This window comes from Microbacterium sp. SS28 (assembly GCF_022761035.1).
In the GTDB taxonomy this organism is placed as follows: Bacteria; Actinomycetota; Actinomycetes; order Actinomycetales; family Microbacteriaceae; genus Microbacterium.
The window spans coordinates 1-18,204 of sequence record NZ_JAKWJP010000002.1 but is presented as its reverse complement, the minus strand read 5'-3'; the positions used below and the strand labels follow the sequence as shown (position 1 = coordinate 18,204).

Genomic DNA, 18,204 nt, shown 5'->3' with positions numbered 1-18,204 from the left:
TGCGCTCCTTCCGTCGCGTCGGAAGTGTCAGGCTACGTCGCGACCCTGAGCCGCCCCTGTCGACCTCCCGTTTGCTGTTCTGGTCTAGATGACTATAAGATGGTGGATGAAGTTAGAGTCACTATGACAAGAACAACCATCGCCCCAGCTGAGACCGCGGAGAACACCGCGGACGACGTCACGCGTGTCGCCGTGTCGACCGTCATCTTCAGCCTGCGCCACGATCCCGACCGCGACGCCCCGACGCTCGTGCTGCCGCTCGTGCGGCGGACGCGCGATCCCTACGAAGGCCTGTGGGCGCTCCCCGGCGGCTGGCTCGACATCGCCGAGAGCCTGGATGCCGCGGCATCCCGCACCCTCGCAGAGACGACCGGACTCGCGCCGAGCTATCTCGAGCAGCTGTACGCCTTCGGAGCCACGGACCGCTCCCCCACGCGCGTCGTGTCGATCGTCTACTGGGCGCTCCTGCGACCGGACGCCGCATCGACGCAGCTCATCGACCGCACGAAGGACGCTCCCGAGAACGTCGCGTGGTTCGATGCGGCATCCCTGCCCCGTCTTGCATTCGACCACAACGAGATCGTCGACTACGCGCTGTGGCGCCTGCGCAACAAGGTCGGCTACAGCCGCATCGCACACGGCCTGCTCGCCGACGAGTTCACCCTCGCCGAGCTGCGCGAGGTGTACGAGTCGATCCTCGGCCGCCGCCTCGACCCCGCGAACTTCCGCAGGCAGGTCGAGAACTCCGGCACCCTGCTTCCCACCGACCGCTTCCGGACGGGCAGCCATCGGCCCGCCCGTCTCTACCGCTACAACCAGGATGTCGAGCTGACCGATCGCGGTCCGCTCGAGATCCGTCACTGAATCGAGAAGGACATGCCCGCTGTCAACCTCACGCTTCAGCCCCGGCCGCTGGACCCGTCGGTCGACCACGAGATCCAGGCGATCGTCGCCGGAGCCTCGACCGGCGAGACCTGCAACACCGATCTCGCGGCGGGACCGTGGGACTTCGACATCCGTCCCGGCTACGGACCCGGTGCCTCGATGGGCGATGTCATCCCCACCGGATCGCCGCGACAGGGCCAGCTGCCCCAGGAGTACCGCGACGCGTCCGACGAAGAGCTCGACGGGCGCATCCGCGCCGCGAAGGCGACGCTCGGCGACCGCGTCGTCGTGCTCGGCCACTTCTACCAGCGCGAAGAGGTCGTGGAGCACGCCGACTACGTGGGCGACTCGTTCCAGCTCGCGAACGCCGCGAAGGCGCACCCCGAGGCCCAGGCGATCGTCTTCTGCGGCGTGCACTTCATGGCCGAGACGGCCGATCTGCTGTCGCAGCCCGAGCAGGCCGTCATCCTCCCGAACCTCGCCGCCGGCTGCTCCATGGCCGACATGGCCGACATCGACCAGGTCGAGGAGTGCTGGGAGCAGCTCGAAGAGGTTTACGGAGACATGGATGCCGCGGACGAGGACGGCCTCGTCCCCGTCATCCCCGTGACCTACATGAACTCCTCCGCAGCCATCAAGGGCTTCGTGGGGCGCCACGGCGGCATCGTCTGCACCTCGTCGAACGCGCGCACGGTGCTCGAGTGGGCGTTCGAGCGCGGCCGCCGCGTCCTGTTCTTCCCCGACCAGCACCTCGGGCGCAACACGGCGAAGGCGATGGGCGTCCCGCTCGAGCAGATGCCGATGTGGAACCCGAACAAGCCCCTCGGCGGCTCCTCCGCGTCGGAGCTCGCAGACGCCCGCGTCATCCTGTGGCACGGCTTCTGCTCGGTGCACCGCCGCTTCTCGGTCGACCAGATCGACAAGGCGCGCGCCGAGCACCCCGGCGTGCGCGTCATCGTGCACCCCGAGTGCCCCATGGCGGTCGTCGACGCGGCCGACGAGTCCGGCTCGACGGACTACATCCGCCGCGCGATCGAGTCGGCGACCGAGCCGACCACCTTCGCGATCGGCACCGAGGTCAACCTCGTGCAGCGGCTCGCGGCCGACAACCCGCAGCACACGATCTTCTGCCTCGACCCCGTCGTGTGCCCGTGCTCGACGATGTACCGCATCCACCCCGGTTACCTCGCGTGGGTGCTCGAGGGTCTCGTCAACGGCGAAGTCCTCAACCGCATCACGGTGCCGGCGGATGTCGCCGACCCCGCCCGGATCGCCCTCGAGCGCATGCTCGCCGCGAAGCCGCCGGCCGCCCCCTCCCTCACCGGCGGTGCATCGTGACAACGGCTCAGACCCCCGCCCTCGACGTCATCGTCGTCGGGAGCGGCATCGCGGGGCTCATCACTGCCCTCCACGCCGTCGAGCACGGCTGCCGCGTCACGCTCGTGACGAAGGACGTGCTCGAGCACGCCAACACGCGCTACGCGCAGGGCGGGATCGCGGGCGTCATGTTCGACGACGATCACATCGAGGACCACGTCCGCGACACCCTCACGGCTGGCGCGGGCCTCAGTGACCCCGTCGCCGTGCGCGTGCTCGCCGAAGAGGGTCCCGCGCGCATCCGAGAGCTCGTCGAGCTGGGGGTCGCCTTCGACCGCGACGCCGAGGGGGCCTTCGTCAAGGGTCTCGAGGCGGCGCACTCGTATCCGCGCATCCTGCACTCCGGAGGCGATGCCACGGGGACCGCGATCGAGAAGGCGCTCGTCGCACGGCTCCGCGTGAGCGACGTGCGCGTCATCGAGCACGCGTTCCTCGTCGACCTCGTCGTGCGCGACGCACGCGTCACCGGCGTCGAGCTGCTCGTCGACGACCGCCCCGCCGAGCTCGGCCGTCGGGAGACCCTCGAGAGCGACGCGGTCGTGCTCGCGACGGGCGGTGCGGGCGAGCTCTACGCCCACACGACCAACCCGCCGGTCGCGACGGGCGACGGCATCGCCGCCGCGATCCGCGCAGGCGGGGCGGTGGCCGACCTCGAGTTCTTCCAGTTCCACCCGACTGTGCTCGAAGGCAAGGCCGACGCCGCCGGCAGCGGCGCGGACTCATTCCTGGTGTCGGAGGCCGTGCGCGGCGAGGGCGCGACCCTCATCGACGAGCACGGCCGGCGCTTCGCGTTCGACGCCCACCCCGACGGCGAGCTCGCCCCGCGCGACGTCGTGGCCCGCGCGATCGCGCGGCAGATGGAGCAGCAGGATGGGCGGCCCGTCTTCCTCGACGCGACGCACCTGCGCGCGACCCCGGACGAGACCGCCGCCTTCCTGGCGCGGCGGTTCCCGACGATCGACCGCGCGGTGCGCGAACGCGGTCTCGACTGGGCGCGCGAGCCGATCCCCGTGACCCCCGCCGCGCACTACCTGATGGGCGGCGTCACGACGGATCTCTTCGGCCGCACGTCGCTGCCGAGCCTCTACGCCGTCGGCGAGGTCGCCCGCACGGGCGTGCACGGCGCCAACCGGCTGGCGTCGAACTCGCTCCTCGAGGGCGCCGTCTTCGGGGCGCGCGCGGGCGATGCGATCGTTCCGGATGCCGCATCCGGTGTCTGGCCCGCCGCCGACGCGCTCGCCGGCTCGAGCGGGCTCGCAAGCGCGAGCCGGCCGGCGGGCGACACCCTTCCGGCGGCCGACGCCCCGCCGTTCTCGCGCGACGCGCTGCAGCAGCTGCTGTGGGAGGACGCGGGACTCGTCCGCGACGGCGCGGGCCTGGGGCACGCGGCATCCGTCCTCGCGGCATGGGCGGCTGTCGCACGCTCCCCGCGGACCGAGGCCGAGTTCGAGGACGAGAACCTGCTCGTCGTCGCGGAGGCGCTCGTGGGCGCCGCGCTCGTGCGCCGCGAGTCGGTCGGAGCGCATTTCCGCCGCGACGACGCCGTGCGCCACGAGACCCCCGTCGCGACCCTCACGGCGGAGGTCGCCTGATGCTCACCCGTGCCACGATCGACCGCGTCGTCGCCGCCGCCCTCGACGAGGACGCACCCTGGGGCGACCTCACGAGCGAGTACCTGATCCCCGAGAACGCCGTCGCCCGGGCCGACCTCGTCGCGCGCGAAGGCGGAGTCTTCAGCGGGGGCGAGGTCTTCGCCGCCGCGTTCCGGCTGACCGACCCGCGGGTGGACGTGCAGCTCGTCGTCGAGGACGGCGAGTGGTTCGAGCCCGGCGCGGTGCTGGCAGTGGTGTCGGGACCCGCCCGATCGGTGCTGACCGCCGAGCGCATCGGGCTGAACTTCACGCAGCGGATGTCGGGCATCGCGACGCTGACGGGCCGCTACGTCGCCGAGATCGCCCACACGAAGGCGCGCATCGCCGACACCCGCAAGACGACGCCGGGCCTGCGGGCGTTCGAGCGGCATGCCGTGGTGAACGGCGGCGGGCACAACCACCGCTACTCGCTTTCGGACGCCGTCATGGCCAAGGACAACCACCTCGCGGTGCTCGCCCAGAAGCACGCGAACGTCACCGAGGCCCTCACGGCCGCGATCTCGCGCCTGCCGCACACGACGCATGTCGAGGTGGAGGTCGACCGCCTCGAGCAGATCGAGCCCGTGCTGGCGGCCCGCATCGGCACGATCATGCTCGACAACTTCTCGCTCGACGACCTCCGTCGCGGTGTCGCCGCCGTCGCAGGGCGCGCGACGGTGGAGGCGTCGGGCGGAGTGAACCTCGAGACCGTCCGCGCGATCGCGGAGACGGGCGTGGACGTGATCTCGGTCGGCGCGCTCACGCATTCGGCGCGCGCACTCGACCTCGGACTCGACGTCCGCATCGAGGTCGCGGAGGCCTGAGAGTGTCGATGCGCTACTTCGACAATGCGGCGACGACCCCGGTCCGGCGCGAGGTGCTCGACGCGATGCTCCCCTACCTCACGCGCTGGTTCGGCAACCCTTCGAGCCACCACACGGTCGGCGAGGCGGCGGCGGAGGCGCTCGCGGACGCCCGCCGGCGGGTCGCGCGCGTGCTCGGCCTGCGGGCCGGCGACGTCGTCTTCACGTCCGGCGGGACCGAGGCCAACAACCTCGCGGTGAAGGGCATCGCGATAGCGGCGCAGCAGCACCGCGATGCGGGCCACTTCATCACGACACCCATCGAGCACGAGTCGATCCTCGAGTCCGGCGGCTACCTCACGCGCGTGCACGGATTCGAGGTGACGCACCTTCCCGTCGACGCCGAGGGCCGCGTCTCACCCGCTGCCGTCGCCGCGGCACTGCGGGACGACACGGCCCTCGTGAGCATCGGCTACGCCAACAACGAGGTCGGCACGGTTCAGGATGTCGCGGCCCTCGCCGCCGAGACACGGGCGCGCGGCATCCCGCTGCATATCGACGCCGTGCAGGCCGCCGGCTGGTTGCCGCTCTCGGCGGCCGATCTCGGGTTCGACGCCGTATCGATCGCGGGGCACAAGCTCGGCGCGCCCAAGGGGACGGGAGCCCTCGGCGTCCGCGGCCGGATCCCCGTCGAGCCGCTCCTGCACGGCGGCGGGCAGGAGCGCGGCCGGCGCAGCGGCACCGAGGATGTCGCGGGAGCCGTCGCCCTCGCGACGGCTCTCGACCTCGCCGAAGCGGAACGGGTCGAGACCGCTGCGCGGGTCGGCGCCCTCTGCGATGCATTCATCAGGCGCGTGCTGGCGCTCGTCCCCGGCGCGGCGCTCACGGGAGATCCCGTCCACCGCCTGCCCGGCACGGCGAGCTTCACGTTCGCGGGGACGAGCGGCGAAGCGGTCCTGCTCGAGCTCGAGCGACGCGGCGTCGTCTCCTCGAGCGGCTCGGCGTGCGCCGCGGGAAGCGACGAGCCCTCGCACGTGCTCGTCGCGATGGGCGTCCCCGCCGAAGTCGCGCAGACCGCCGTGCGCTTCACGTTCCCGCACGAGCTGCGCGAAAGCCTCGGCGGCGTCGCGGACGCGGTCGCCGCATCCGTCACCGCCGTACACTCGGGCGGGTGACCTTTCCTCCAGGCCGCGCCGCGGTCACCGTCATCGTGCCCGGCTACGACGTCGAGGAGTACGCGGCCGACGCGCTCGACTCGCTGCGTGCGCAGACGCGGCAGGACTGGTCTGCGATCCTCGTCGACGACGCCTCGACGGATGCCACGGGCCGGATCTTCTCGGATGCCGCGGCCGCCGACCCGCGCTTCCGCGTCGTGCGCCATGAGCAGCGGCTCGGCCTCGGCGCAGCCCGCAACACGGGACTCGACCTCGTCGAGACGCCACTGCTGGGCTTCCTCGATGCCGACGATGTCTTCACACCGGGGGCGCTCGAGCGCCTCGTGGGAATCCTCGACGAGACCGGCAGCGACTTCGCGCTCGGCGCGTACGTGCGGCTGCGACCCGACGCGGACGGCGTCTACACGCCCGGCGTCGTGCAGCCGTGGGTCGCGGCGGCGACCGACCCCGAGCGTCGCGCGACGACGATCGACGAGCATCCTGCCGCGTCGGGCAACATCGTCGCGTGGTCGAAGGTCAGCCGCCTCGAGTTCTGGCGGCGCACGGGCCTGCGGTTCCCCGTCGACAAGCTCTACGAGGACCAGGTCGTCGCGCAGCGCATGTACGCCTCGGCGCGGTCGTTCGACGTCGTGCCGGACGTCGTCGTGCACTGGCGCGAGCGCGCCGACGGATCCTCGATCACGCAGCGCAAGGCGGCGCCCGCCGTGCTGCGGGACTACCTCGAGGGAATGACCGGCGGCATCCGCGAGCTCGAGTCGGCGGGACACCACGCCGCCGTCCAGGAGCGCGTGCGGCTCATCCTCGCGATGGACCTCCCGTCTCTCGTGCGCATCGGGCAGGAGCACCCCGATGACGCCTACCGCGGCATGCTCGGAGCCTTCACACGCGACGTGTGGGCGCTCGGCGGCGCGGGGGTGACTCTCGACGACGAGCCCGCCTCGCTCGCCGCTACCGCGCGCCTCTGGTAGCTGCCGGCCTGATGCCGGCAGTCGTGCCTCCTCGCGCGACGCGACGTGCCACAGGATCGCTCAAGCCCACGTCGAGATGCCGGTTCTTCTGGCAAGCCGTGTGCCGCTGAGGTCCGCCCGGTCCGGCTCCACGGGGCGCGCAGCAGAGGGGCCGACCGCGGCTACCGCGGTGCGCGGTCGGCGCGGCGGTCCGGCATCGCCGCGGGCGGGAGGCCGGCCTGATCGGCGGCCTCGGTCTCGAGGATTCGGGATGCCGCGAGCTGCTGTTCCGCGAGTTCGGCGTAGAGCCCGTCCGCCGCAAGGAGCGACGCGTGAGTGCCCGACTCGACGATGCGGCCGCCGTCGACGACGTGGATGACGTCGGCGCCGATCACGGTCGAGAGCCTGTGGGCGATCGAGAGGGTCGTGCGGCCGCGGGCCGCTGCATCCAGCGCCTCTTGGACGACCCGCTCCGAGACGGTGTCGAGAGCCGACGTCGCCTCGTCGAGCAGCAGGACGGGCGGGTCCTTGAGCAGCACGCGAGCGATCGCGATGCGCTGCTTCTCGCCACCGGACAGGCGATAGCCGCGCTCGCCGACGACGGTGTCGTAGCCGTCCTCGAACCCTGAGATCACGTGGTGGATGTTGGCCGCGCGGCACGCGGCCTCGAGCTCGGCATCCGTCGCCTCCGGCTTGGCGTAGCGCAGGTTCTCGGCGATCGTCGCGTGGAAGAGGTACGTCTCCTGCGACACGATCCCGACGTTGTCGATGATCGACTCCTGCGTCAGGGTCCGCACATCGGCGCCCGCGAACAGGACGGAGCCGCCGGACGCCTCGTAGAGGCGCGGCGTCAGGTAGAGGACCGTCGTCTTGCCCGCGCCCGACGGCCCGACGAACGCGACGTGGGCTCCGGGCTCGGCAGTGAACGAGACGCCGTCGAGCGTCGGGCGGGCGCCGGGCGCGGCATCCGGATACCGGAACACGACGTCGCGGAACTCGACCCGCCCGATCGGGCCGGGCGCCTGCGCGACGGTGATCGCGTCGGGCGCCTCGACGATCGCGGGCTGCAGATCGATGTACTCGAAGATGCGCGCGAAGACCGCGCCGGAGGTCTGCAGGTCGAGCGTCACGCGCATGAGACCCATGAGCGGCATGAGCAGGCGGGCCTGCACCGTCGTGAACGCGACGATCGTGCCCGCGGTGATCGTGTCGTCGATGCTGCCCGTGATGAGGTAGCCGGCGACGAGGTAGATGATCGCGGGAACCGACGACATGAGCACCTGGACGACCGCGAAGAAGCCCTGCCCGCTCATGGCGCGCTGCACCTGCAGGCGCACCTGGTTGCGGTTCTCGCCCTGGTACCGCGCCGACTCGGTGCGCTGCCGGTTGAACGACTTGGAGAGCAGGATCCCCGAGACGCTCAGCGTCTCCTGCGTGATCGCCGAGAGCTCGGACAGCGACTCCTGCGTCTCGCCCGCGATTCGCGCGCGCAGCTGGCCGACGCGCCGCTGCACGATCACGAGGAACGGCATGAGGACGACGGCGATGATCGTGAGGCGCCAGTCGATGATGATCATCGCGATGAGCGAGGCGACGACGGTCACGAGATTGCCGAGGATGCTCGTGACCGTGTTGGTGAGGACGCCCGAGACGGCGCCGACGTCGTTCTGCAGGCGGGATTGGATGACGCCGGTCTTGGTGCGCGTGAAGAATGCGAGCTCCATCGCCTGCAGGTGGTCGAACAGCTTCGCGCGCAGGTCGCCCGTCACGCGGTTGCCGACCGTCGACGTGAGGTACGTCTGGACGACGCCGACCGCCGCCGAGAGAAGGAACAGCGCGATCATGAGCACGACGAGCTGGAAGAGCAGCGGGATGTCGGGGGGACCGCCGTCGACGGGGAAGAGCGCGTCGTCGAAGATGCGCTGCACGAGCAGCGGCGGCACGACCGCCAGCGCGGCGCCCGCGACGACGAGGAACCCTGTGAGCGCGAGACGCCCGACATAGGGCCGGAACAGCGCGACGACGCGGCCCCCGAGGCCCGAGATCTGGGGCGCCTGCGCGTTGATGCGCTTCTGCGCCGCGATGTCGACCCCCCGGAACGCCGGCGGGCCGCCCATTCCCCCGCCGCCGCCTCCGTGTCCCATCGCCATGCGCGCCAGCCTAATTCGCGCCGGCGACACCGGGGCTAGAGTGACGCCATGACCTCACTCCCCGATCAGCCCGCAGGCCCCGATCTGGACGCGCTGCGCAAGGACATCGACGAGCTCCAGCAGACCCCGACGGAGGACCTGATCGAGCCGGCTCCCGCGGTCCTCGCGGAGAACGAGCCCGAGCCCGAGCGCACGGATTCGATCGGGTACGAGAACTGGGACGAGCAGGCCGACGCGGAGTCCACCGAGGTCTGAGCCCGACCCGCGGCGCACGGCGCCGCACCTGTCACGGGATGCCGCGGCGGCCGCGGCATCCCGAATCGGCTCCTCGGGGAATGCCGTGTCGGAGGCAGCCGTTATCTTGGGAAGTGCGCCACCATCGGTGGTCGCCTACCCCGCCCTGTACTCGAGGAGACGACCATGGCCGCCATCGAGACGACTCCCGGCACGGGTTCGGTGCGCGTCGCCGCCACCTCGTCGACGGGCTTGCGACCCGAAGAGAGCCGCGTCATCTGGCTGCTTCTGGCAGCCGCCTTCGTCGCGATCCTCAACGAGACCACGATGGGTGTCGCGATCCCGCACCTCATCGACGATCTCGGCATCACGGCGCTTCAGGCGCAGTGGCTCACGACCGCCTTCATGCTGACGATGGCCGTCGTCATCCCGATCACGGGCTTCCTCCTGCGACGGTTCACGACGCGGCAGGTCTACATCGCGGCGATGAGTCTGTTCTCGCTGGGCACGCTGATCGCGCTGCTCGCGCCCGGGTTCCCCATGCTCGTGGTCGCGCGCGTCGTGCAGGCCTCGGGCACCGCGATCATGATGCCCCTGCTCATGACGACGCTCATGACGCTCGTTCCGGCACAGTCCCGCGGCCGCATGATGGGGCGCGTCAGCGTCGTCATCTCGCTCGCCCCCGCGATCGGGCCGACGCTGTCCGGCTTCCTGCTCGACACCCTCAGCTGGCGCTGGATCTTCGGCATCGTCCTGCCGATCGCCCTCGTCGCCCTCGCCATCGGAGCGCGCTGGATCCACAACCTCGGTGAGACGACCCGCGCGCCCATCGACGTCCTCTCGGTCATCCTGTCGGCGCTCGGCTTCGGTGGCCTCGTCTTCGGACTCAGCCAGATCGGCGGCGCTGCGCACGGATCCTCCGGCACGGATGCCGCTGCCGACACCGTCTCGACGGTGTCCCTCTACGCCTCGCTCGCGGTAGGCGTCATCGCGCTCGGCCTGTTCGTGTGGCGCCAGTTGAAGCTGCAGAAGGTCGACGACGCGCTGCTCGACCTGCGCGTCTTCCGCTCGGCGAACTTCTCGCTGTCGATCGGCCAGATGGGCCTCCTGTCCGTCGCCTTCTTCGGCGTGCTCACCGTCGTCCCGCTGTACCTGCAGGGCGTCCTGGGCGTGACGGCGCTGCAGACGGGCCTCGTGGCGCTTCCGGGCGCGCTCATCATGGGCTTCACGGGTCCCCTCATCGGCCGCATCTACGACCGCTGGGGCACGCGTGTCCTGCTCGTCCCGGGAAGCTTCATCGCGAGCGGCGCTCTCTGGTACCTCACGACGGTCGACGAGACGACGACGATCTGGACCATCGCGATCGTCCAGACGATCCTGTCGCTCGGGCTCGCGATGTCGTTCACGCCGCTCTTCACGGCCTCGCTCGGATCGCTCGAGCCGAAGTTCTACGCCTACGGCTCGGCGGTGGTCGGCACGGTTCAGCAGGTCGCCGGCGCCGCGGGCATCGCGCTCATGATCGCGGTCATGTCGCTCGTCGAGGCGTCGTCGGCGCAGGCCGGCGCTTCCGAGGCTGCGGCCGGCGCAGCAGGGGCGCAGGCCGCATTCCTCATCGGCGCGATCGTCTCGCTGCCGCTGCTCGTCGGCGCCTTCTTCATCCGCAAGCCGGCCGACCAGCCGCACGGAGCCCCGATCGGCCACTGAGCACGCTCACCCGAGGGGCAGGGCATCCGCACAGCGCGGGCCCTGCCCCTCGGCGCATCCCGGTGCCATGCTGGCTCGCAGACGCGGGTGCCCGCCCGTTCCGAAGGAGCCGACCATGATCGTCGTGCCGCCGCCCCTCGAGGGCGCTGAGGGTCACGTCGCCGAGATGTACGAACGCGACCTGTCCACTGATGGATTCGTCTTCAGCCACACGCAGGCGATGGCCATCAACCCCGAGGCCCACGAGGCGTTCGAGGCGCTCATCCGCGCCGTCGTCCCCTCGATCGGTGTGCGCACCTATGAGCTCGCGACCCTCGGCGCGGCCCGCGCCATCCCGTCTCCGCACTGCCTGCTCGCCCACGGGCGCAAGGCCCTCAGAGCCGGCGCGATGGACGAGGCGCAGCTCGAACGCGCCGCGCGCGACTACACCGATGCCGACCTCAGCGATGCCGACGTCGCCGTCATGCGCTACGCCGAGCGCCTCTCGACAGACCCCGGGTCGATGACCGACGCAGACACGCAGGAGCTGCGCGACCTCGGCTTCAGCGACCGTCAGATCGTCGACATCACGCTCGCCGCCGCGGCGCGCAACCACTTCAGCAGGGCGCTCCGCGCGCTCGCGGTGCCGGTCGAAGACGTTCCGGGCCTCAGCCCTCGGCTCGCCGCGGCGCTGCTGTCACCCGTCGGCGACCTCTGACGAGCCGCGCGCACCGCGCACGCGGGTGCGGCTCAGCACCGGCGAGCCAGCACGCCGTAGGCGGCTGAGCACACGACCCACCCGCTTCAGGCGGGGCTGGATAGGCCCGTCAGCCGATGCCGCAGGCGCTGCCACCGCAGCACGAGGCGTCGGAGTCGAGCACCGGGAGGAGGTTCTCGCCGACCGGGAGCGTCTGCAGCGCGGGAGCGGGGAGGTTCGAGGTCGTCATCCCCCGATCCTAACCGGCCCTGACAGGGACGCGGCCGAGCGCACGCTTCCGCACGCCGCGGCGACGAGGGCTCGACCCCGTCAGAGCTCGGCGCCGCCGGTCTGGCAGGTCGGGCAGTACTCGGCCGTCGTGCTCCCGAAGCGGAAATCCCGGATCGTGTCGCCGCACACGGGGCACGAAAGGCCGGCCCTGCCGTGCACGCGCATCGCGGCGACCTTCGCGGCCTTGAGCTCGTGCAGCGGGATGCCGCGACGGGCCGCGATCGCGTCGCGCACCGTCGCGGTCGTCGAGGCGAAGACGCGGTCGAGGGCGTCGGTGTCGAGCGCCGCGGCATGCGCGACGGGCGAGACCTTCGCGGCGTGGAGGATCTCGTCGGAATAGGCGTTGCCGATCCCCGAAAGCGACTCCTGCTCCTGCAGGATCGCCTTGATCTGCTTGCGCCGACCGCGCACGGCGCGATCGAACTCGTCTCGCGTGAAGTCGGCGTCGGCGGGGTCGGGGCCGAGCTTGGCGACCGCGGCCACCTCGGCGGGGTCGTCGACGACCGAGAGGCCGAGACTCACCCAATCGCCGGCATCCGTCGCCTCGAGGGTCGTACCATCGCCGAAGTCGAACACCGCGAGAGTCGGCGGTGCGGAGTCGCCGTCGGCAGTCGCCGCGAGCGGCTCACCGGCCCATCGCATCCACCCGTGACGCCCCAGGGACACGAGCAGGTGGTCGTCGCCGAAGACGACGTCGACGTGCTTGCCGAGCCGGCGCACGTCTGTCACGGCGGCGTCTGCCAGCGACGACGGCGGGCGCGTGCGCGTCTTGACGGTGCGGAACTCGACAACGTCGACCTCGCCCAGAACGCGCCCCGCGAGACGGTCCGCGAGGTTCTCGGCGAGCGCCTGCACTTCGGGCGACTCGGGCATACCCGTCATCCTGCCACTGACCTGCGACACTCATCCGGAGAGAGAACCCGCGCGAAAAACAGATCGAACGGGGTGAAGTCAACCCCCCGGCCCAAATCGGCCTTTCATGACGGGTCGATTGGCCGCAGGGGGTACGGTCGCCTATCGTCGGAATTCGACACCGTCCGTCGGCGTCACGTGCGACGTCGCGGTCGGAGCTCCGGGGGGAGCGGATCCGCATCGGAGGATGAACCATGTCCTGGACTCACAGCTATTCCACGACGGCCACGACGTCTGACCTCGACGAGCGGCTCGATGCCGCTCGCGCGGCGTTCCTCGACGCCAAGCGAGCGCTCGAGGAAGCTCACATCGAGCTCCTGCGCGCGCACGGTCACGCCGTGCGCCAGAGCGTCATCGAGGACTGAGACTCTCTCAGGCGTCCGGCGTGACGGTCGCGAGGGTCCGACCCCGCGATACCTGATCGCCGACGCCGACGTGCAGTTCGACGACCCCGGCGATCGTCGAGCGCACGACGTGCTCCATCTTCATCGCCTCGACGACGACGACGGGATCACCCGCCTCGACGCGAGCGCCATCCGCAACCCTCAGCATGACGACGGTGCCCGGCATGGGCGAGTCGAGGTGCGGGGTCTCGTCGCCTCCGTCCTGCGCGCCGTGGGCGGCATCCGCGATCCGCATCGCGAACGTCGCTCCGCCGCGCGTGAGCTCGACGGAGCGTGCCGTCACGCGCGCCGCGAAGGACCGCGACGAGCCTGCGACGGAAACATGGGCGAGGTCGTCGAGGCGCACGCGGGCGGGATGCCGCTCCCCCGCATCGACCGCGACCTCGAGATCCTCGCGTGAACCCCATACCCGCGCGGTCGCGCCGCCGCCGGCGTCGTCCTCCAGTCGGTAGACCCGCGCCGCCGCGGGTCCGAGCCGCCACCCGTCGCGGCGGCTCCACGGTCCTGCAGCCCCGCCCGCGGCCCCGCCGAGCGCGGCATCGTCCGGGAGCCCCGCGCCGTCGAGCGCGGCGGTGTCGAGCAGCAGGGCGGCTTCGGCCCAGGCCGCGGCATCCGGATCCGTGAAGTGAAGGCCCGCGAGCTCGCGCTCGATGAGGCCCGTGTCGAGGTCGCCGCGCGCGACGGCGGGCAGCTCGAGCAGCAGCCGGAGGAACTCGACGTTCGTCGTGACGCCGAACACCGCCGTGTCGTCGAGCGCCCGCACGAGCCGGCGCCGCGCCTCATCACGATCGGGTCCCCACGCGATGATCTTCGCGAGCATGGGGTCGTAGTCGAGCACGACGTCGAGGCCGTCCTCGAGCGCCGTGTCGACGCGGATGCCTTCGCCCGACGGATGCCGCACTTCGGAGAGGTGCCCGCCGGTCGGGAGGAAGCCGGCGCGCGGATCCTCGGCGTAGACGCGCGCCTCGATGCTGTGACCGTCGAGCCGGACGTCGGACTGCGCGAACGCGAGCGGCTCCCCCGCCGCGATCCGCAGCTGCGCCTCGACGAGGTCGATGCCGGTGACCTGCTCCGTGACGGGATGCTCGACCTGCAGGCGCGTGTTCATCTCCATGAAGAAGAACTCGTCGGGCCGGTCGGCCGAAACGATGAATTCGACGGTGCCCGCGCCGCGGTACGCGACGCTGCGCGCCGTCTCGCATGCGGCGGCGCCGATGCGCTCGCGCGCCGCGGCGTCGAGGAGCGGCGACGGCGCCTCCTCGATGACCTTCTGGTGACGGCGCTGCAGCGAGCATTCCCGCTCACCGAGGTGCACGACGTTCCCGTGCGCGTCCGCGAGCACCTGCACCTCGATGTGGCGCGGGCTCTGGACGTACCGCTCGAGGAACAGCGTGTCGTCCCCGAAGCTCGCGGCGGCCTCTCGACGCGCCGCAGCGAGGGCCGGCACGAGCTCATCGGGTGCCGTGACGACGTGCATGCCCTTGCCGCCGCCGCCCGCTGACGGCTTGATGAGCAGGGGGTAGCCGACGTCGGCGGATGCCGCGACGAGGTCGTCGTCGGTCAGGCCTGGCCGCGCGACCCCCGGCACCGTCGGCACGCCGCGCTCGGCGACGGCGATCTTGGCCGTGATCTTGTCGCCCATCGTCGCCATCGCGTCGGGCGAGGGGCCGATGAAGACGATCCCCGCATCGGCGCACGCGCGTGCGAACGCCGCGTTCTCGGCGAGAAACCCGTACCCGGGATGGATGGCCTGTGCGCCGGTCCGGCGCGCGGCATCGATGATCGCGGCGATGTCGAGGTAGCTCTGCGCAGCGGGGGCGGGACCGATGCGCACGGCCTCGTCGGCGAGGTGCACATGACGGGCCGCGGCATCCGCGTCGCTGTAGACGGCGACCGAGCGGATGCCGAGTCGACGGAGCGTCGCGATGATGCGGCAGGCGATCTCGCCGCGATTGGCGATCAGGACTTTGTCGAACACGCGGGGATCTCCGTTCTTTCCGAGGAGGCCGGGCCGAGGGGCGGCGTCCGATGAATCCTCAAATCAGCACCTCGCCGCTTGCAACACCGCTCCCGCTCCGGGACCGCTCGGCCGAGGGAACGCGACGAAAGAATCCAGAAGAGTGCATCGCGTCACATGCGGAAGACGCCGTAGCCCGGCGCATCGGAGGGTGCCCGCAGGCACACGTCGAGGGCGAGTCCGAGAACGTCGCGGGTCTGACCCGGTTCGATGATGCCGTCGTCCCACAGGCGGGCCGTCGAGTAATACGGGCTGCCCTGCGCGTCGTACTGCGCGCGGATGGGGGCCTCGAACTCCGCCTGCTCGTCGGCGCTCAGCGAGCCGCCCGCGGCCTCGAGCTGGTCGCGCCGGACCGTCGAGAGGACGGATGCCGCCTGCGGGCCGCCCATCACCGAGACCCGTGCGCCGGGCCACAGCCACAGGAACCGCGGCGAGTACGCGCGACCGCACATCGAGTACGTGCCCGCGCCGAACGAGCCGCCCACGACGACCGTGAGCTTGGGCACGGACGCGCACGCGACGGCATTGACCATCTTGGCGCCGTGCTTCGCGATGCCGCCCGACTCGTATTCGCGACCGACCATGAAGCCCGTGATGTTCTGCAGGAAGATCAGCGGGATGCCGCGCTGATCGCACAGTTCGATGAAGTGCGCTCCCTTGAGCGCCGACTCGGCGAAGAGAACGCCGTTGTTCGCGAGGATGCCCACGCGGTGACCGTGCAGTCGCGCGAACCCCGTCACGAGCGTCTCGCCCCACTCGCGCTTGAACTCGTGGAACGAGCCGTCGTCGATGACGCTCTCGATGATGACCCGCGCGTCGTAGGGCGTCGTGAGCTCGACCGGGACGACGTCGACGAGGTCTTCGGGAGCCCGAGCCGGCGCGACCACGGCCTCGGCGGGGTGCGGGAGCGCGGGCGATGGGGCGAGCGTCGCGACGATGTCGCGGACGATCTGCAGCGCGTGCTCGTCGTTCTCGGCGAGGTGGTCGGTCACACCCGACACCCGCGTGTGCACGACGCCGCCGCCGAGGTCCTCGGCCGTCACGACCTCTCCCGTCGCTGCCTTCACAAGCGGGGGGCCGCCGAGGAAGATCGTGCCCTGGTTGCGCACGATGACCGTCTCATCGCTCATCGCCGGCACATACGCGCCACCCGCCGTCGACGAGCCGAGGACGGCGGCGATCTGAGGGATGCCGTCGCGCGACATCCGCGCCTGGTTGTAGAAGATGCGGCCGAAGTGGTCGCGGTCGGGGAAGACCTCGTCCTGCATGGGCAAGAACGCGCCACCCGAGTCGACGAGGTAGATGCACGGGAGGCGGTTCTCCGCCGCGACCTCCTGCGCCCGCAGATGCTTCTTGACCGTGATCGGGTAGTACGTTCCGCCCTTGACCGTCGCGTCGTTCGCGACGACCATGACGTGCCGCCCGTGGATGAGCCCGATGCCCGCGACGACGCCGCCCGCCGGGCAATCGCCGCCGTACAGCTCCCAGCCTGCGAGCGGAGCGAGCTCGAGGAACGGGCTCCCACGGTCGAGCAGCGCGTCGATGCGATCACGCGCGAGCAGCTTTCCCCGCTCGGTGTGCCGCGTCCGCGCCTTCTCGGGACCGCCGAGCGCCGCCTGCGCGCGACGCGCGCGCAGTTCGTGCACGAGGTCGCGGTAGGTCGCCGTGGGCATCGCCGCTCCTTCTGCGCCGCCACGCCGCGGCCGCAATCTCGGTTATTGACTATTAACCGAGATTGAGACTAGCCCGATCGCGGCCGAAAGTCGAGGGCGCTCAGATCGCGACGTGGAACTTCGGCCCCGGGCCTGCTCCCGGAGGGCGCTCGCCCGCCAGGATCGCCGGCAGCTGAGCGAGATCGACGGTCGCCGCGACGAGCGGCCGCGGATCGACCGACCCGCTCGCGTACGCATCGATCGCTCCCGCAAGACCCGGCGAGGCGGAGAGGATGCCGACCGCCGTGACGTCGGCGAGGACGAGGTCTCGCGTGTCGAGCAGGCTCGGCGTGCCCGAGAGCCCGATGTACACGACGCGTCCGCCCGGCTCGACGAGATGCGCCGCCTTGGCCGGCAGGTGCGGGGCGTGCGAGGCCTCGATGACGGCGTCCCAGGGCAGCTCGGGCAGCTCGTCCTCGGTCCAGCCGTCTGAGAATCCGAGTTCTCGACCGAACGCGAGCGAGCGGGCGCTGCGTCCGACGAGGTGCACCTCGGCGCCCACGGCGCGCGCGAACAGCGCGCACAGTAGCCCGATCGTGCCGGGTCCGAGCACCAGCACGCGGTCGCCCGGCGACAGCTCCGCGGCATCGACAGCTCTGCGCGCATTGCCTCCGGGCTCGACCATCGCCCCGGCCGCGTCATCGACCGCGTCGGGGAGCCGGTGCAGCGACGTCGCGGGGACGGCGACCTGCTCCGCCAGGGCGCCCGGGCGGCCGCCGCGGATGCCGAGCTCGGTGCGGAACGCGCACACGTGCTGCCGGCCGGCGAGGCATCGGCGGCACTGCCCGCAGCCGAGCATGGTGTCGCCCGTGACGCGTGTGCCGAGCCACCCTCCGTCGACGCCCTCGCCGACGGCGGAAACGGTGCCCATCCACTCGTGTCCGATGCGCATCGGGAAGGCCGCGTGCCCCGAGTGCAGGTACTGCATCTCGCCCGTGAAGAACTCGATGTCGGTCCCGCAGATCCCGGCGCGCTGCACGTCGACCACGACCTCACCCGCGCTCGCGGTGGGTGCCGCAACCTCCTGCACCTCGGCTCGACCGGGCGCCGTGATGACGAGCGCCCTCATCCGCCGACACCCGACCGCGCCGACAGATGCGCAGGCAGACCCGTCGCCGGCGTCGCGCGGCGCGCGACGCCGTACTCAGTGCGACTCACGGGAGACCTTCGATCCGGTCGATCCGACGAGGAAGTCGAGGTCGGCGCCCTGGTCGGCCTGCAGGACGTGGTCGACGTACAGGCGCTCCCATCCGCGGCGCGGGTTCGCGTACCCGTCGACGGTCGCC

General features: G+C 71.3%; 15 protein-coding genes. 10 read left to right on the top strand and 5 right to left on the bottom strand.

Annotated features, from left to right (window positions below):
• The first annotated feature begins 123 nt into the window (after positions 1-123).
• Genes MJ607_RS05370 through MJ607_RS05345 form a run of 6 tightly spaced genes read left to right on the top strand, consistent with a single transcriptional unit; the run spans position 124 to position 6,839 of the window.
• The gene (locus MJ607_RS05370; protein WP_243074550.1) at positions 124-864 is read left to right on the top strand and encodes an NUDIX domain-containing protein; all 741 of its coding nucleotides are present in this window, start codon (positions 124-126) and stop codon (positions 862-864) included.
• Positions 865-876: 12 nt separating this feature from the next.
• The gene (gene nadA / locus MJ607_RS05365) at positions 877-2,223 is read left to right on the top strand and encodes a quinolinate synthase NadA (protein WP_243074549.1); all 1,347 of its coding nucleotides are present in this window, start codon (positions 877-879) and stop codon (positions 2,221-2,223) included.
• The gene (gene nadB, locus MJ607_RS05360) at positions 2,220-3,854 is read left to right on the top strand and encodes an L-aspartate oxidase (RefSeq protein WP_243074548.1); all 1,635 of its coding nucleotides are present in this window, start codon (positions 2,220-2,222) and stop codon (positions 3,852-3,854) included. Before nadA ends, nadB begins: the two co-directional genes overlap by 4 nt.
• Positions 3,854-4,717: a carboxylating nicotinate-nucleotide diphosphorylase gene (gene nadC / locus MJ607_RS05355; protein ID WP_243074547.1), complete on the top strand. Its 864-nt coding sequence runs from the start codon at positions 3,854-3,856 to the stop codon at positions 4,715-4,717. Before nadB ends, nadC begins: the two co-directional genes overlap by 1 nt.
• Positions 4,718-4,725: 8 nt before the next feature.
• Positions 4,726-5,871, top strand: coding sequence for a cysteine desulfurase family protein (locus MJ607_RS05350; RefSeq protein ID WP_243074546.1), 1,146 nt, complete (start codon positions 4,726-4,728; stop codon positions 5,869-5,871).
• On the top strand, positions 5,868-6,839 hold the full coding sequence (locus MJ607_RS05345; RefSeq protein WP_243074545.1) for a glycosyltransferase family 2 protein: 972 nt from the start codon (positions 5,868-5,870) through the stop codon (positions 6,837-6,839). The genes MJ607_RS05350 and MJ607_RS05345 overlap by 4 nt, the downstream gene beginning before the upstream one ends.
• Positions 6,840-7,000: 161 nt before the next feature.
• Here MJ607_RS05345 and MJ607_RS05340 read toward each other — a convergent pair whose 3' ends face one another.
• Entirely contained in the window at positions 7,001-8,962 is a 1,962-nt protein-coding gene (locus MJ607_RS05340; protein WP_243075262.1) for an ABC transporter ATP-binding protein, read from the bottom strand.
• A gap of 54 nt (positions 8,963-9,016) precedes the next feature.
• Here MJ607_RS05340 and MJ607_RS05335 point away from each other — a divergent pair, with 54 nt between their 5' ends.
• The 3 genes from MJ607_RS05335 to MJ607_RS05325 all read left to right on the top strand — a co-directional run bounded on the left by MJ607_RS05335 (position 9,017) and on the right by MJ607_RS05325 (position 11,603).
• On the top strand, positions 9,017-9,223 hold the full coding sequence (locus MJ607_RS05335) for a hypothetical protein (protein ID WP_243074544.1): 207 nt from the start codon (positions 9,017-9,019) through the stop codon (positions 9,221-9,223).
• A gap of 165 nt (positions 9,224-9,388) precedes the next feature.
• Positions 9,389-10,906: an MDR family MFS transporter gene (locus tag MJ607_RS05330; protein WP_243074543.1), complete on the top strand. Its 1,518-nt coding sequence runs from the start codon at positions 9,389-9,391 to the stop codon at positions 10,904-10,906.
• A 115-nt stretch (positions 10,907-11,021) separates the two neighbouring features.
• Positions 11,022-11,603 carry a carboxymuconolactone decarboxylase family protein gene (locus MJ607_RS05325; RefSeq protein WP_243074542.1) on the top strand — a complete coding sequence of 194 codons (582 nt, stop codon included), beginning with the start codon at positions 11,022-11,024 and terminating at the stop codon, positions 11,601-11,603.
• A 309-nt stretch (positions 11,604-11,912) separates the two neighbouring features.
• Here MJ607_RS05325 and MJ607_RS05320 read toward each other — a convergent pair whose 3' ends face one another.
• Positions 11,913-12,746 carry a DNA-formamidopyrimidine glycosylase family protein gene (locus MJ607_RS05320; RefSeq protein ID WP_243074541.1) on the bottom strand — a complete coding sequence of 278 codons (834 nt, stop codon included), beginning with the start codon at positions 12,744-12,746 and terminating at the stop codon, positions 11,913-11,915.
• A 233-nt stretch (positions 12,747-12,979) separates the two neighbouring features.
• On the opposite strand from MJ607_RS05320, the gene MJ607_RS05315 reads away from it, so the two are divergent.
• On the top strand, positions 12,980-13,150 hold the full coding sequence (locus MJ607_RS05315) for a hypothetical protein (protein WP_243074540.1): 171 nt from the start codon (positions 12,980-12,982) through the stop codon (positions 13,148-13,150).
• 7 nt (positions 13,151-13,157) lie between these two features.
• Here the strand turns inward: MJ607_RS05315 and MJ607_RS05310 are convergent, their stop codons facing one another.
• From MJ607_RS05310 to MJ607_RS05300, 3 genes are all read right to left on the bottom strand, one after another.
• The gene (locus tag MJ607_RS05310; protein ID WP_243074539.1) at positions 13,158-15,167 is read right to left on the bottom strand and encodes an acetyl-CoA carboxylase biotin carboxylase subunit; all 2,010 of its coding nucleotides are present in this window, start codon (positions 15,165-15,167) and stop codon (positions 13,158-13,160) included.
• 152 nt (positions 15,168-15,319) lie between these two features.
• Complete coding sequence (locus MJ607_RS05305; protein ID WP_243074538.1) at positions 15,320-16,879, bottom strand: carboxyl transferase domain-containing protein; 1,560 nt, start codon at positions 16,877-16,879, stop codon at positions 15,320-15,322.
• 100 nt (positions 16,880-16,979) lie between these two features.
• On the bottom strand, positions 16,980-17,987 hold the full coding sequence (locus MJ607_RS05300; protein ID WP_243074537.1) for a zinc-binding dehydrogenase: 1,008 nt from the start codon (positions 17,985-17,987) through the stop codon (positions 16,980-16,982).
• Positions 17,988-18,204 lie beyond the last annotated feature (217 nt).